Here is a 14870-nt window from a genome sequence, read left to right on the forward strand (position 1 = left end):
TTCCAAGTCTAGATAGGGTTTAAGATTAATGCTTTAACAGCAGATTCGGATCCATGCTCTGTACCATCTGCAAACGCTGATCGGCATAGATGTCGGTATACGGCGCCAGAATACGCATGAAACGGTCGAAATACAGCATTTGCTTGAACAACAAGGCAAAGTCACGCGGGAACCGGATCCCGTGACGCTCACCCACAGCCACCATATCCATCATGATATCGTTCAGATCAGCAGGATTCGACGTTAACAATTCCTGTGGATCTGCCATCAACACGCCACTGAATAAACGCTCTAGATCAGCAGCCAAAACTTTGGTGTCTATCTGCACAGCGGTCATACCCATTTTCAGCATGTTTTGCGCCATCAGCTCATAATTGGTATGTTGCAATGAATCCATAAATGCCATACATGCCGTCCATACTTCAGGCTTGAGCTGACCAACAATACCGAAATCAATAAAACCGACACGGCCATCTTCAAGTAGCATCAGGTTGCCTGCATGCAGATCGGCATGGAAACTGTTACACATCATCAAGCTGCCAAACCAGGTATTCATCGCAGTGATAAGTACTTGAGATGGATCTTTGGATACTTTTTTGACCACTTCAAAATCTGTCAAAGGCACACCGTATAAACGCTGCATGGTGAGCACACGACGGGTCGAATATTGATGATAAACCTTAGGTGCAGTGGCTGCCTGATTGTTGGTGATATTCAGGTAATTAACGAAATCATCCAGATTCTGTGCTTCTTCGATAAAATCGACTTCACGCACCATACGGGTTTTGATTTCTTCGACAATGTCAGCCAGTGAAGCAAACTTAACTTTCGGGACTGCTTTTTCCAGCAACTTGGTTGCCCAATGCAGCACATTCAAGTCAGTGTACAAAATGGTTTCTACGCCCGGTTTTTGTACTTTAATCACGACATCTTCGCCAGACACCAGTTTGGCCGCATGCACCTGTGCAATAGATGCAGAAGCTAACGGCGTTTTATCAATCGATGCAAAGATTTCATCCAGATTACGTCCTGCAAATTCAGAAGCCAATACTTGCTGGATATAGCTAAACGGCAAGCGTGGAGTCTGATCCAGACAACCCTGAAATTCTTCAACATATTCACGTGGAAACAGCGACGGTGTGCTGGCAATAAACTGACCCAGCTTGATATAAGTTGAACCTAAGGATTCAAAAGTTTCACGCATGAGTTTGGCATTGCTCGGCTTTTCAGTGGCATATTTAAAGCCCGCCTTTGCCGCAACGACTGCTGTTTCTCCCATACGGGCAACTGAACGTATTCCATCTAACCAGATATTGTTTTTCATAATGTCTTAGGAAAAATTAATTAAACGCAGTGTAGCAAAAAAATTCACTTTGCAGGCTTATCTTGCCTGACAGATTGGGCAATCTGTATCTTTTTCGAAAGCAAGAATCCGCTGTTTAAAGCTCAGCCCATCCCACAACAACAGCTTTTGTCGAAGTGGTATCTGACCTAATCCCAGATATAACAAGGCATGATGTGCCTGTAAGCTGGCCATCACATTCGGTGTGGTGGCCAGTACACCGGAATCTGCACAGCGCAGACTTTCATCGGCCTGATTTTCTGGCGGGAACAGGCAAGCATAACAGGCGGAATCCCCTTCGACCATAAATAGCTGACCTTGCAAGCCAATCGCAGAAGCACTCAATAAGGGCACATTTAGCTCCACGCAAATCTGATTGACCAGATAGCGTGTGGTAAACTGGTCACAGCCATCTAGCACCAGATCCTGATGCTCAATCAAGTGCGCTGCATTCTCAGCCGTTAAGGCCTGATTCACATATTCAACTTGTACGTTAGGATTAACCTGACTCAGTCTTTTGGCCAGAGTTTCTGCCTTATAAAATCCAATATCCTGCGGCATAAATGCCAGTTGTCGCTGTAAATTACTCATCTCGATGGTATCTGGATCGATCAGGGTAATTTTTCCCACGCCTGCGCGTGCCAGAAGTTCTGCCAGTGCACAGCCAATCCCGCCACACCCAATAATGCAGACATTAGAAAATTTTAACCGTTCTTGAGCGTCAATATCCCAGCCATCCAGAAGAATCTGACGGCTATACAGATGTAGTTCAGCATCAGTGAGTTCAAATTCTGGGGAGATGGCATCCATGTTAAATGTAGACAACGTCTTTCCTTGTTTCGAAAATTTTTAACAATGATCGTAAAATTAACTTTACTGAAGTTTTTAAGGACTGATAAATCTATGGAAGATCAATCTCACAGTCAATTTACAGCATATCAATAATTGGTTCGGCAATCGTTGAGCCAAATAGCATATCAGCTAAACGCTCGGTATCAAGCTGCAGCGGCTATGGCTTGGCAAGATTTTTTGAATCACCTCAATTCAATGGTTCCGGCAAACAGCTTTTTCTAACTTATAAAAGGTGTCAGACCTGAAGTTTTTAAAATCTTTGTTATTAAATTTCCCTGTAAATCGAGCTGTCTTGTTTAGCAATTCTGTAGTCTCTGCCTATATTTGAGTATGAAAATGTATGAGTTCAGTGAGACCTAAGGCATCTGTCTCCAAATATGATTAATCTGAAAATACCAAGCAATCTTTTCAGCTTTCATAAAATCGTCTGGAGAACATACGTGACCGAGCATAACAATACTCAACATGATAATCGTGAAAAATTATGGGAATTGATCAAGGATGTCCGTTACACCATGATCAGCCATTTAACCGACACACATGAAATACACTCCCAGCCGATGACCATGCTGAACTCCGAGCAGATGAATGAACGTCAAAACTTATATTTCATCCTGCGTAACACCAATGATCTGGTCAAAGCAGCAGAAACAGGCCGTGGTCAGATTGGTCTGTCTTTTGCAAAACCATCAGATGGTATTTACGTGTCGATTAGTGCACATGCCCAGATCAGTACTGACCGCATTCTGATTGAACAGTTGTGGAATCCGTGGGCTGAAAACTGGTTTGAAGGCAAAGATGATCCTACCGTACGGGTATTGATTGCTGAAGCAATCAGCGCAGAATATTGGAATGTGACAGACAACAAAGTCACCCAGCTTTTTAAAGCCTTAAAAGGCGGCGTAACTGGTGAAGCGGGCGAACCGCATGCAGAACATCAAAAAGTGAATCTACAAAGTAATATCTGGTAATGAATGAGATTTAGCCTCTTGAAATTAAGAGGCTAATTTTTTGATATATTTAATTTTAAATATCAATGTAATTCCACTGTAATGACATAAAAAATTATAATTTTTGCTTGCCTTAATCTGCTCTCTTAAAAATATAAGCTTGGGAAAATCAGCTCAATATCTGACTAAAATTTAAGTAGAAGATTTATTTCCTAAAAAACCAAAAGGCTGCCATGGCAACCTTTTAGCATTCAATCAAAAAACTAATTTGAGAAACTAACTAACTAAATTAACTGACTCGCTTCATCTCTTGGACTTTGGCTATTTCCTGCTGTTTGAGTAAATTGCGCTGAATCTTGCCACTCGATGTTTTAGGCAAAGACGCCACAAACTCAATCTCTTTCGGATAGGCATGTTTGGATAAGCGTGAACGTACATAACTTTGCAGTTTTAACATTAAATCTTCAGTGGCAGGATAGGCTGATTTAAGCACTACAAAGGCTTTCACTATTTCTGTTCGTTCTGGATCTGGCTTGCCAACGACTGCGGATTCAAGCACTTCCTCACATTCAAGCAAAGTACTTTCTACATCAAAAGGCCCAACCCGATATCCCGAGGTTGTAATGACATCGTCCGCACGTCCAATAAAATCAATACCGCCATATTCATTCAGCTTCACAGTATCACCAGTGAGATAATACTGCCCGACAAATGACTTGCGGTTATGCCCTGCATAGCCTTCAAACCACATCAACGGTGAAGCTAAACAGTCAATTGCCAAGGTTCCAATCCCGCCTTTTTCTACTTCCTGATGTTCTTTGTTCAATACAGCAAAACGATGCCCAGGAATAGCAAAACCGGCTGAACCAACTTTTTTATAATGCTCCAAGCCATGATGATTGGCGATCACCATACCCAGTTCAGTCTGTCCATATTGATCATAAATATTCACATTTAAATCATGATTGAACCATTGAATCACTTCAGGCGTGAGCGGCTCACCCGCACTGCTTACCACGCGTAAATGTGAGCTGATGCCTGCATCAAATTTTTCTTTAAAGCCAAAGAACATGCGAAATGCAGTTGGCGAACCGGTCAGGTTGCTGACCTGATATTTTTGAATGATTTGTACGGCGTTATCGACACTAAAGCCACGTTCATCCATGATAATGCTGTGCCCTAAACTCAACGGCCCTGCAATACCATAGTACAGTCCATACGCCCAGCCTGGGTCTGCCAGATTCCAGAAGGAATCTTCATCTTGCAGATCTACAGCGTGCAGCATATAACCCTTAAAGGCCAACAAGGCTTTTAAAGGCACAGGAACCGATTTCGCCAAGCCTGTGGTGCCTGAAGTAAACATCATCAGGAAGACATCATTAAACTGGCAATTTACCGGTTCAAACTCTTCCGGTTGCTGCTGTAAGGCTGTCCAGAAATCAGCATCTTGATAATCATCTGCCGCTGTTTGATGCACAGTCAGAATATTAGGGACATTGAGATCATGAAGTTTCAGTCGCTGCTCTTCATCAGTAACAATCAACTGGGTGCCAGCGGTACTGATGCGATGTTCAATGGCTTTGCTTTCAAAGGCAGTAAATAAAGGTTGGTATATGGCACCGATCCGCCAGGTGGCCAATATGGTAATTAAGAGTGCTGGCGTTCTTGGCAGCAATCCTGCAATACAGTCACCGGCCTTTAAACCCAGAGAATGCATATAATTGGCCAGCTGTCCTGAAGCTGTTGCCAGCTGTTCAAAGGTCCACTGCTCTGCATCTCCATTTTTACCTTCCCAGATCAGTGCAGTTCGGTTTTGACCCAGGTATCGACCACAGCATTCGGTATACGCATTGATGTTCTCTGCGCTTCCAACCAGATGTTCCTGAACCATATTTTCAAAATTAAAATCAGCATATGCCTGCTCTAGTGTCTTCATGACGACAACCTCTTTCCTATTGTAGTTTTCAGGCGACCTTACCTGAGTTTATCCATTTGTATTTGTTGTTCCTGCTGATTCCCTCAGCATACTTTCTCAAATCTGCATTCATGCCCTAGGGCTAGAACATGAATAAGGCTTATTTTTCGATTATTCGTACTGTATGTCTTTAGATCATCATGTTCAGTTGAATCCTGCAATTTCCATATCCATCAATGTAAGTGCAGGATTTGAACATCAATCAAAGTCTGTTTTTTTAATTTAACAATCAGCGTTGACACACTTCACGTGCAATCACCAGTCGTTGAATATCTGATGCACCTTCATAAATCTGGCTCACTCGTACATCACGATAGATACGTTCAACCGGAAAATCCGACACATAGCCATAGCCACCATGAATCTGAATCGCATCTGAACAGACTCGCTCTGCGATAGTTGAAGCAAACAATTTGGCCATAGAAGCTTCTTTTAAGCATGGCTGGCCAGCATCTTTTAAGGTTGCAGCATGCAAGACGAGCTGACGTGCGGCTTCAATTTGTGTCGCCATATCTGCAAGCCTGAATGCCACAGCCTGATGCTGCACAATTTCTACGCCAAAGGCTTTGCGATCATTGGCATATTCCACTGCAGCATCTAGCGCAGCCCGGGCCATACCGACAGATTGTGCTGCAATGCCGATCCGCCCCGATTCAAGGTTCGACAAGGCAATCTTATAGCCTTCTCCTTCCTGCCCCAACAAGTTGGCAGCAGGAATCCGGCAGTTATCCAGAACGATGGTCGCGGTATCGGAACAATGCTGACCCATTTTCTCTTCCAGACTGGACACGATATAACCCGGTGCATCGGTCGGCACCAGAAAGCATGAAATACCTTTTTTCCCTGCCGATTTATCAGTCACAGCAAAGACTAGTGCAATCTGTGCGTGTTTCCCTGTGGTAATAAACTGCTTGGTGCCATTTAACACCCATTCATCACCATCACGTTCGGCTTTACACTCCAGCGAACTGGCATCCGAACCGGCCTGAGGTTCTGTCAAGCAGAAACACCCGAGCCATTCACCTGTTGCCAGCTTGGTTAAATACTGTTGTTTTTGTTCCTCTGTGCCATAACGCTGGGTAATGCCACAAGGTAAAGAATTCTGCACACTGACAATCGTCGATATTGCACCATCACCTGCGGCGATCTCCTCTAGTGCCAAGACCAGTGACACATAATCCAGACCTGCGCCGCCCCATTCTTCAGCCACTGTCATACCCAATGCGCCAAGCTCACCGAGTTCTTTAAGTTCTTGTGCAGGGAATTGTGCAGTTTTGTCGCGTAAGGCCGCTGTCGGTTTCAGTTTCTGCTGCGAATAATTTCGCATCATGTCCTGAATCATTTTTTGTTCATCATTTAAAATCATTGAACTTCCCTTTCTATATCTATTTATTTACTTCAAGCTTTTTACTATTGAGATCGTTGGCACGTCGGATAAGGCGGCATGGATGTCGCCTGCGAAACTGAGATACAGGGATGTATCTTCAGTTTCGCAAAGGATTTTTGTTTCTTTTGATCCTTCAAAAGAAAATGCATGCTTGAGCAAATTCATTTAAATTCAATGAGAAATTTACAGATGTGCAAATCATCATGTCCTATATAAATCGAAGACTTATTTAGGCTGCATACGGATTGCGCCATCCAGACGAATCACTTCACCATTCAAATAACTATTTTCGAAAATATGACCAACTAACTGAGCAAATTCCTGTGGTTTTGCCAGACGTGGTGGAAACGGCACCATTTGCCCCAAAGCATCCTGGACATTTTGCGGCATGCCTTTCAACATTGGAGTTTCCATGATGCCCGGCGCGATGGTCATGACACGGATCGCTTCACGAGCCAGTTCACGTGCTAGCGGCAAAGTCATAGCGACTACAGCGCCTTTGGATGCCGCATAGGCAGTTTGACCAATTTGGCCGTCATAAGCGGCAACCGAAGCGGTATTCACAATCACGCCACGTTCTTCTCCACCCGATTGCAGCTCATATTTTGCGATTAAAGCCGCCGCATGACGCAGCATGTTAAAAGTACCGCTCACATTAATATTCAGCACTTTCTGAAACATCGCCAATTCATGGATGCCGTTTCGTCCCAATACTTTGGCAGACGGTGCAATCCCTGCACAGTTCACCAGACCATTCAGTTGACCATACGTGCTTTCAACATGAGCGAAGAAAGCTTCAACTGCCTGCTCATCGGTAACATCAAGCTGTACAAATTCAGACTGTGAACCCAGTTGCTGCTGTAATGCCTGGCCCTGCTCCTGATTCATATCGACCAGAATCACTTTAGCGCCGTGTTCAACCAAATGAGTTGCTGTGGCTGCACCCAAACCCGAGGCACCACCGGTGATCACAATAACTTTTCCCTGAATGTTCATGTTTATTTCCTAGCGATTTTTCTATTTCAGATACGACTTAATATGCAGAGTAAACAGAGTTTTTCTTCTGTACAATTTCCAAATATTGCATCTTGCATGATGTATTTGGACAATGAAAACAAGGATGTCAGACTGAATATGCATAAGCCTGCACTGGAATATAGCAAAGGCACCATCTCGATTGATCTGGTGAATGAAGCATTGCTGGATGCCAAACGGCTGCAATTTGATCTCCCTGCCATTCTGAAAAAAGCCAATATCCCAGCAGAAGTATTGAATTCTCCCAAGGCACGCGTATCCGTTAGCCAATTTGCCCAGTTATGGACTGTGCTTGCAGACAGCATGAATGACGAATTTTTTGGTATGGACAGCCATGCCATGCGTCGTGGTAGTTTTAAATTACTTTCGAAAATGGTCATGCAGGCAGATACACTGGAAAAAGCGCTGCAACATATTTTGCAATTTCTCAACCTGGTTTTGGACGATCTGCAAAGCACGCTCATGGTTGAGGAACACTATGCCTATATCGTGATTTATGATCTACAACAGACTAAACGCATGTTTAGTTATGCGACTTATCTGATGCTGATTCATACCCTGATCTGCTGGTTAAGTGGACAACGGATTTTGCTTAATCAGATTCAACTCAAATGTGCAGCTCCCCTGGATGATTTCGATTACAAAGTCCGTTTTTGTGAACAGATTGAATATCAGGCCAGCGAAAACTATGTGCAATTTGATGCAAGCTATCTGCAACTGCCAATTAAACAGGATGCTCAGTCCTGGTATCAGTTTATTCAGCAAACTCCACAAAATTTATTGGTGCGTTTTAAAAACCCCTATGCTTTGAGCACCCAGATTCGCCGACAATTGCTGCATGTTTCACCGGCAGAATGGCTGGAACTGAATGAACTGGCCTTAAAAATGAATATGTCTGAAGCCACCATGCAACGGCGTTTAAAAAGCGAAGGAGTCAGCTATCAACAGTTAAAAAATGAGATACGCCGGGATACCGCCATTGAGTTACTGACCCGTACTGAACAAAGTTTACAAGAGATTAGCGATCAGCTTAATTTTCAGGAATCCAGTGCATTTCATCGTGCATTCAAAAAGTGGACTGGCGTCAGTCCAGGCGCGTATCGACAAAATAATATTAGATAATTTATATAAATTTAGACTTCAAAAATATTACCGAAAAATACTTGGATTCTAAGCATTTATTTTTATTATGATTATATATTTCAAGCCCCAAAACATATATTAGCAGGACTACACAGTCATCCAGAAAGCTTTGCAATTCGACTGAGAATAGATTATTTTTCACTCAATTTATAGCACTTTGCTATTGGCTGTACTCCCAAATTTTCTCCTAAGTTGAAGGTATTTTCATGTTAAAGATGACTGATGTTCTTGAACAGAATCTTGTTCAAAACTTCGCCAATGCTTTAGTTCATTCAGCTGATCAAATCTCTGAACAGCTTAATCAAGCTATTTTAAGTACCTCTGACTCAGCGCTTAAAGATGTTGTGGTTCAGTTCTTTAACCGTGTTGATGCAACTGAAACTGCGGCAGCCTTAGAAATTCCGGCAGATCGCATTGTCGCCCTGCAACAAGGTATTGCACTCAAAGATGAACAATACTTGGCAGATACCGTGAAAGTTGTAGCGCTTTGTCTGGCAATGGAAACCGGTGGCTTAGATCAAGTCGAAGTCTATGACTGCCTGCAAGACTATCCGATGTAATTCTTTTAAAGAATTTAACAAAAGTGATGCTCTGGCATCACTTTTTTCTTTATAGGATAGTAATAGAATGTCATTAAAAATACTGGATATTTCAGATGTTAATCTAAGAATTTAAAAACCAAAAAAAAAGCGACCAAATCGGTCGCTCTTTTCATAAAGAAGGATTAAAAATTAATGCGGCCACTGACCCAAAGTCACCCGATCATTACCGCCATAATCTTTTACGGTACGGACCTTTTTATAACCGGCCTGCTTAAATAGATGCTGCACGGCATCAGCCTGATCATAACCATGCTCAAGCACCACCCAGCCATTGACGGTTAAATGCTTTTTGGCCTGAATAATAATGTCTTCCAAATCAGCCAAGCCCTTTTTATCCGCAACCAGTGCACGTTGCGGCTCGGTCGCCAGATGCTGCATATGTGCATCATCCGGATCGATATACGGCGGATTTGAAGCAATCACATCAAAGAACTGACGGCCAAATGGTTTCAACCACGAACCCAGAACGAATTCTACATTCTCAATATCATGTTGTTCTGCATTATATTTGGCTACTTCAAGCGTAGGCGCATAAATATCTGATGCAACAATCACCCATTCAGGACGCTCCGATGCAAGCGATAAGGCAATTGCACCTGTGCCTGTACCCAAATCTACCACACGGGCATCTTCAGGCAAATCTAACTTTAACACGGTTTCAACCAGCACTTCAGTATCAGGACGCGGCACCAACGTATCTTTGCTGACTTTCAGATCCAAAGTCCAGAATGGTTGTGAACCGGTGACATAAGCCAAAGGTTCACCGGCAGCAATTCGTGCCAGACCATCCTTATAAGCTTGTTCCTGCTCAGGCGTCAATTCCTGATCTTTTTTCATCAACAGATCAAATGAATCAATCTTGGTGATGTGTTCCAGCAACCAGGCATTTTCCTGACGCTCATAACTTTCAGCTTCACCGCGTAAAGCCAGCGCTTGTAAAATATTCATTATCCACCATTCTGCTGTGCAAGCATGGCCAATTGATCCGCCTGATATTCGCGATGCAGGCTGTCCAGCAATTCGGTCAAATCACCTTCCATGACCGCATCCAGCTTGTATAAAGTCAGGTTAATGCGGTGGTCGGTCATACGACCTTGAGGGTAATTATAGGTACGAATACGTTCTGAACGATCCCCTGAACCAACCAGATCACGACGCATTTCAGAGGTTGCAGCATCGGCAGCAGCCCGTTTGGCATTTTCTAAACGAGACACCAAAAGTGCCATCGCTTTGGCTTTGTTTTTGTGTTGCGAACGTTCATCCTGACACTCCACTACCGTGCCTGTCGGTAAATGGGTAATACGTACCGCAGAATCAGTTTTGTTAATATGCTGACCACCAGCACCTGAGGCACGGTAAGTATCAATCCGCAAATCCGAGGAATTGATTTCTACCGAAGTATCGACATCGACTTCCGGTAAGATCGCAACGGTACAAGCAGACGTATGTACACGACCTTGCGATTCGGTTGCTGGCACACGTTGTACACGATGCGCACCACTCTCAAACTTCAAGCGACCATATACACCGTCACCATTGATCAGGCAAATCACTTCTTTATAACCGCCGTGTTCACCTTCATTTTCTGACAGGATTTCAATACGCCAGCCTTGATTTTCTGCGTATTTACTATACATGCGATACAGATCACCCGAGAAAATCGCTGCTTCATCGCCGCCGGTTCCGGCACGAATTTCCAGATAAGCAGAGTTGGCATCATTTGGATCTTTTGGAATCATCAGAATATTCAGGTCTGATTCAAGCGCTTCAATCAAAGCTTTATTTTCTTTGATTTCCTCTTGTGCCATTTCCTTAAAGTCTGGGTCCGACAACATGGCCTGAGCTGTTTCAATATCTTCTTCAGCCTGTCTGTACTTGCTCCAAACGCTGGTGATTTCTGTCAGGTCATTATGCTCACGCGACAGCTGACGAAAACGTTTATTGTCTGAAATTACTTCTATATCAGCCAATAATGCTGTCAGCTCTTCGTGGCGGTCAGAGAGTTGGTCTAATCGTAAACGTAACGATTCTTTCATTTTTTAAAAAATCTCAAAACATAGGCTGCAACTAAAAACCGATTTAGCACAGCGAAATCAAAAAATTGCGCCTAGTTTAACGATTCTGGCTTCTAATGAACATCATTATTGAGTAAGTCCACGCCGCTATCATTCTCTCTCGGCAGCATTTGTTAACAAATAAGATTAAAAATAGTGGAATTGCCTTTTTTATAATCGATCTTATGCTTATTTCATGCAGATTTTACAATTCATCAAATAAAGCAGTAAATTATGGAGAAACATCTTCATATTATTCTGGGCATGATTTGTTACATTTTCCACATCGAAATAAATACAGTCCTGTTAATGGACACGGAGTGATGACATGAAACTCAACGCACTTTTAATGAGTACAGTTTTAGCTGCTGGTTCAATGATGGCGGTAAATGCACATGCAGACAGTACAGCACGTGTTGCAGCAGCAAGTGCCTTAGGTAGTGTTGCAGGTACAGCCCTAGGTAAAAACATGGGCGGCAATACTGGTGCTACACTTGGCGCAGCCTTAGGTGGTGCAGGCGGCGCAGCAGTGGCAAGTAGCAAAAAGAACCGTACTGAATCTGCAATCGGTGGTGCTTTGGGTGGCGGTGCAGGTTACACCGTAGGTAAAAACATGGGCGGCAGCAATGGCGGTTATATCGGTTCAGCCTTGGGTGCTGCCGGTGGTGCTGCATTAGGTAACAAGATTTCCAAAGACAAAACTGCAGAAAAAGCCAAATCACGCCACTACAAGAAAAAACGTCATTACCGTTATAACTGATCAATGCGTTAGACCTCAGACATTCGTCATTAAGAGCACCTTCGGGTGCTTTTTTTATGCTTTTCAAACACAGTCAAATTCATGTAATACATAAAATTATTCACTCAAAATCATGAATAAATTAAGGAGATAAAAATCACAATTCGTCAACACGGCCTTCATGCTGTTTGACGCTTGCTAGATTAAATTGATCTTATCAACAAATACAGCTAGATATACGAAAAGGTGTACTCATGAACTATAAATCTCTAATGATCGCTGTTGTAGCAACCTCAGCCATGGGTATGACAGCAGCCAATGCCGGTAATACCACCAATACAGCTTTAGCTTCAGCACTTGGTGGTGTGGTTGGTGCAGCCGTGGGTAATAAAATGGGCGGTACAACCGGTGCAACCATCGGTTCTGCGATTGGTGGTGGTGCTGGTGCAGCTGTTGCGGCAAACAAACGTGACCGTAATGGTGCGATTATCGGTGGTGCCCTCGGTGGTGGTGCGGGTTATGCAGTCGGCCGAAACATGGCGGGTACCAATGGCGGTTATATCGGTGCAGCACTAGGTTCTGCGGGTGGTTCAGCACTGGGTAAAAAAGTCAGTGAGGATCGCCGTTATGATGACCGCTATGACCGTCGCTACAGTTCAAAAAACTACCGCACGAATGACTATCGTTACAACAACCGTCGTCGTTAAGGCTGCACTCTCTAAGCTTCCCTCCTTAAATAAGCATCTTCGGATGCTTATTTTTTTGCCTGTTATTTTCGTTTACACTTATATCGATTTTTTTCGATATACAAATACAATGCAAAGTCGTATGCTTTTAGTCATGTCTATAGTCAAACTACTTTATTATTCATACAAGATTCGAAAAAAACTCGAAATAACTCATCGACTGAGTCGATCAACCATTCTTTACGCTTACGTTTAACCCATGCCCACATGTGTTCTATAGGATTTAAATCAGGGCTGTATGCAGGAAGCCAAAGAATTTTATGCCCTTGTTGTTCCAATAACTCCTGAATATCTGCTCTTTTATGAAATGCTGCATTATCCATAACCACTACACTATTTTCTGGTAATGCTGGTATGAGGAATTGCTCAATCCAAAAATGAAAAACATCTGAATTGATTTTGCAGTCAAATAAACCGACTGAAAATAACTTACCCTCATGGATTGCTCCAATGGCATTGGTCTGATTCTTTAATTGCCAATTATATTGCCCTAAACAGGGTACTCCTTTTCGTGAGTAGCCATGAGGTCTATAATCATGTGACTTAAAACCACTTTCATCCAGATAAATAATCGGATGGTTTTTTTCTAATTCATTCACTTGCAGAATAAATTTATCCCTAAGCTTTGTATCTGCTTTAGGATGGCTTAACGTCTTTTTTTAACTGTAATATTTAAGCGCTTTAATGCAGCACCAATAGATGAAACACCACAATTAAAACGTGCAGCACGTTCATATTGATAAGCATCAGGATACTTTTCAACATCTTCACGTAAAGCATCATCGTTAATTTTAGAAGGTTTACGTACACGAGTTTTTTTAATCTCTATACGTTTCTTCCATTCAACAATGGTATTTTTATTAATTTCAAATTGTGCAGCTACCGCTCGAATAGAATAACCTTCCTCAAGCTTAGCTAAAATTTTACGTCTAAAATGTTCTGAATAACTCATTGCACCATTGTATTGGTTTTATAATGATTTGACTATATTTAAGAGTAATACGATGCGTACACTTAACGATACCCGGTTCTCTATCCTCGAACTGGTTCCTGTTCGTGACGATAAGACTATTCAATTCGCGCTGAACCACGCGCTGGAGCTTGCCCAGGCAGCAGAACAACTGGGTTATAGCCGAATGTGGCTGGCAGAACATCACAATATGGATGGCATTGCCAGTTCAGCCACAGCCGTTCTTTTAGGCTATTTACTGGCGAACACCAAAAGCTTAACTTTAGGCTCAGGCGGGATTATGCTCCCGAATCATGCGCCGCTGGTGGTGGCTGAGCAATTCGGAACTTTAGCGACCTTATATCCAGATCGTGTTGAACTCGGTCTGGGCCGTGCTCCTGGAACTGATCAAATGACCATGCGTGCCCTGCGTCGTGGCCGTCAGGAAACCGAAGATCAGTTTCCACAAGATGTTCTGGAAATTCTGCAATATTTTAAAGATCCAGAACCACATCAGCGTATCGTAGCGACGCCAGGTCAAAGTACGCACGTACCCGTATGGCTTTTAGGTTCCAGCCTGTTTAGTGCACAATTAGCGGCGAAACTTGGTCTACCTTATTCCTTCGCTTCGCATTTTGCCCCGCGTATGCTGGGTCAGGCCATTCAGCTTTATCGTGAAAACTTTGAACCTTCTGAATACCTGGATCGTCCTTATGTGTCGATGGGTGTACCGACCTGTGTCGCAGATACTGATGAAGAAGCAGAATATCTAGCGACTAGTGCCTATCAGCGGGTTTTATCACTGATTCGTGGACAAAGCCTGAAACTTAAAGCACCAATTGACTCCATGAAAGGTCTGTGGTCGCCGCCGGAAAAAATGTCGGTCGATAATTTTTTTGCCATGGCTCAGGTCGGTTCCAAAGAAACCGTTAAAGCCGGTCTGGCATCGCTTTTAGCCAAATATGATGTGGATGAGTTTATCTTTACTTGTGACATCTATGACACTGACAAACGTCTGCACAACTTTGAGCTATTGATGCAAATAAAAAACGGTTAGTAAATGAATGAGAGTTGCATCTACCTATTCTCAGCAATG

Annotated in this window: 15 protein-coding genes; 6 read left to right on the plus strand and 9 right to left on the minus strand. The window is 43.1% G+C overall.

Annotated elements, in window-relative coordinates; translation table 11 throughout:
• Window positions 1–25: 25 nt before the first annotated feature.
• Window positions 26–1324 (minus strand): ABC1 kinase family protein, encoded by a 1299-nt coding sequence (locus I6L24_RS12590; RefSeq protein WP_114541118.1) that lies wholly within the window; start codon window positions 1322–1324, stop codon window positions 26–28.
• A gap of 57 nt (window positions 1325–1381) precedes the next feature.
• Window positions 1382–2152 (minus strand): HesA/MoeB/ThiF family protein, encoded by a 771-nt coding sequence (locus tag I6L24_RS12595; RefSeq protein WP_216986630.1) that lies wholly within the window; start codon window positions 2150–2152, stop codon window positions 1382–1384.
• Window positions 2153–2634: 482 nt separating this feature from the next.
• On the opposite strand from I6L24_RS12595, the gene I6L24_RS12600 reads away from it, so the two are divergent.
• The gene (locus I6L24_RS12600; protein WP_005247254.1) at window positions 2635–3165 is read left to right on the plus strand and encodes a pyridoxamine 5'-phosphate oxidase family protein; all 531 of its coding nucleotides are present in this window, start codon (window positions 2635–2637) and stop codon (window positions 3163–3165) included.
• Window positions 3166–3433: 268 nt separating this feature from the next.
• Here I6L24_RS12600 and I6L24_RS12605 read toward each other — a convergent pair whose 3' ends face one another.
• From I6L24_RS12605 to I6L24_RS12615, 3 genes are all read right to left on the minus strand, one after another.
• Window positions 3434–5080 carry an AMP-binding protein gene (locus tag I6L24_RS12605; protein ID WP_216986123.1) on the minus strand — a complete coding sequence of 549 codons (1647 nt, stop codon included), beginning with the start codon at window positions 5078–5080 and terminating at the stop codon, window positions 3434–3436.
• A gap of 268 nt (window positions 5081–5348) precedes the next feature.
• Window positions 5349–6485: an acyl-CoA dehydrogenase family protein gene (locus I6L24_RS12610; protein WP_216986124.1), complete on the minus strand. Its 1137-nt coding sequence runs from the start codon at window positions 6483–6485 to the stop codon at window positions 5349–5351.
• Between the two features lie 246 nt (window positions 6486–6731).
• Window positions 6732–7502: an SDR family NAD(P)-dependent oxidoreductase gene (locus I6L24_RS12615; protein WP_216986125.1), complete on the minus strand. Its 771-nt coding sequence runs from the start codon at window positions 7500–7502 to the stop codon at window positions 6732–6734.
• A gap of 138 nt (window positions 7503–7640) precedes the next feature.
• Here I6L24_RS12615 and I6L24_RS12620 point away from each other — a divergent pair, with 138 nt between their 5' ends.
• On the plus strand, window positions 7641–8663 hold the full coding sequence (locus I6L24_RS12620; RefSeq protein WP_216986126.1) for an AraC family transcriptional regulator: 1023 nt from the start codon (window positions 7641–7643) through the stop codon (window positions 8661–8663).
• Window positions 8664–8890: 227 nt separating this feature from the next.
• Complete coding sequence (locus I6L24_RS12625) at window positions 8891–9244, plus strand: hypothetical protein (RefSeq protein WP_005097222.1); 354 nt, start codon at window positions 8891–8893, stop codon at window positions 9242–9244.
• Window positions 9245–9415: 171 nt separating this feature from the next.
• Here I6L24_RS12625 and prmC read toward each other — a convergent pair whose 3' ends face one another.
• Both prmC and prfA read right to left on the minus strand, forming a co-directional pair.
• A complete protein-coding gene (prmC, locus tag I6L24_RS12630) occupies window positions 9416–10234 on the minus strand; it encodes a peptide chain release factor N(5)-glutamine methyltransferase (RefSeq protein ID WP_005097223.1) in 819 nt (272 codons plus the stop codon).
• On the minus strand, window positions 10234–11322 hold the full coding sequence (prfA, locus tag I6L24_RS12635) for a peptide chain release factor 1 (RefSeq protein WP_005097224.1): 1089 nt from the start codon (window positions 11320–11322) through the stop codon (window positions 10234–10236). The genes prmC and prfA overlap by 1 nt, the downstream gene beginning before the upstream one ends.
• A 346-nt stretch (window positions 11323–11668) precedes the next feature.
• Here prfA and I6L24_RS12640 point away from each other — a divergent pair, with 346 nt between their 5' ends.
• Entirely contained in the window at window positions 11669–12100 is a 432-nt protein-coding gene (locus tag I6L24_RS12640) for a glycine zipper 2TM domain-containing protein (protein ID WP_005097225.1), read from the plus strand.
• 233 nt (window positions 12101–12333) lie between these two features.
• On the plus strand, window positions 12334–12786 hold the full coding sequence (locus I6L24_RS12645) for a hypothetical protein (protein WP_005097226.1): 453 nt from the start codon (window positions 12334–12336) through the stop codon (window positions 12784–12786).
• A 143-nt stretch (window positions 12787–12929) separates the two neighbouring features.
• Here I6L24_RS12645 and I6L24_RS12650 read toward each other — a convergent pair whose 3' ends face one another.
• Both I6L24_RS12650 and I6L24_RS12655 read right to left on the minus strand, forming a co-directional pair.
• Window positions 12930–13424: an IS630 family transposase gene (locus tag I6L24_RS12650; RefSeq protein ID WP_004781677.1), complete on the minus strand. Its 495-nt coding sequence runs from the start codon at window positions 13422–13424 to the stop codon at window positions 12930–12932.
• Between the two features lie 47 nt (window positions 13425–13471).
• A complete protein-coding gene (locus tag I6L24_RS12655) occupies window positions 13472–13777 on the minus strand; it encodes an IS630 transposase-related protein (protein WP_000122230.1) in 306 nt (101 codons plus the stop codon).
• Between the two features lie 52 nt (window positions 13778–13829).
• Here I6L24_RS12655 and I6L24_RS12660 point away from each other — a divergent pair, with 52 nt between their 5' ends.
• The gene (locus tag I6L24_RS12660; RefSeq protein ID WP_216986127.1) at window positions 13830–14831 is read left to right on the plus strand and encodes an LLM class flavin-dependent oxidoreductase; all 1002 of its coding nucleotides are present in this window, start codon (window positions 13830–13832) and stop codon (window positions 14829–14831) included.
• Window positions 14832–14870: the final 39 nt, after the last annotated feature.

Origin of the sequence: Acinetobacter lwoffii, assembly GCF_019048525.1 — a bacterium.
Classification (GTDB): Bacteria; Pseudomonadota; Gammaproteobacteria; order Pseudomonadales; family Moraxellaceae; genus Acinetobacter; species Acinetobacter lwoffii_K.

Bases quoted from the DNA above. Each gene is read 5' to 3' on its own strand.
- I6L24_RS12590 (WP_114541118.1), bottom strand. From the start codon at position 1,324: ATGAAAAACAATATCTGGTTAGATGGAATACGTTCAGTTGCCCGTATG.
- I6L24_RS12595 (WP_216986630.1), bottom strand. From the start codon at position 2,152: ATGGATGCCATCTCCCCAGAATTTGAACTCACTGATGCTGAACTACAT.
- I6L24_RS12605 (WP_216986123.1), bottom strand. From the start codon at position 5,080: ATGAAGACACTAGAGCAGGCATATGCTGATTTTAATTTTGAAAATATG.
- I6L24_RS12610 (WP_216986124.1), bottom strand. From the start codon at position 6,485: ATGATTTTAAATGATGAACAAAAAATGATTCAGGACATGATGCGAAAT.
- I6L24_RS12615 (WP_216986125.1), bottom strand. From the start codon at position 7,502: ATGAACATTCAGGGAAAAGTTATTGTGATCACCGGTGGTGCCTCGGGT.
- I6L24_RS12620 (WP_216986126.1), top strand. From the start codon at position 7,641: ATGCATAAGCCTGCACTGGAATATAGCAAAGGCACCATCTCGATTGAT.
- I6L24_RS12625 (WP_005097222.1), top strand. From the start codon at position 8,891: ATGTTAAAGATGACTGATGTTCTTGAACAGAATCTTGTTCAAAACTTC.
- prmC (WP_005097223.1), bottom strand. From the start codon at position 10,234: ATGAATATTTTACAAGCGCTGGCTTTACGCGGTGAAGCTGAAAGTTAT.
- prfA (WP_005097224.1), bottom strand. From the start codon at position 11,322: ATGAAAGAATCGTTACGTTTACGATTAGACCAACTCTCTGACCGCCAC.
- I6L24_RS12640 (WP_005097225.1), top strand. From the start codon at position 11,669: ATGAAACTCAACGCACTTTTAATGAGTACAGTTTTAGCTGCTGGTTCA.
- I6L24_RS12645 (WP_005097226.1), top strand. From the start codon at position 12,334: ATGAACTATAAATCTCTAATGATCGCTGTTGTAGCAACCTCAGCCATG.
- I6L24_RS12655 (WP_000122230.1), bottom strand. From the start codon at position 13,777: ATGAGTTATTCAGAACATTTTAGACGTAAAATTTTAGCTAAGCTTGAG.
- I6L24_RS12660 (WP_216986127.1), top strand. From the start codon at position 13,830: ATGCGTACACTTAACGATACCCGGTTCTCTATCCTCGAACTGGTTCCT.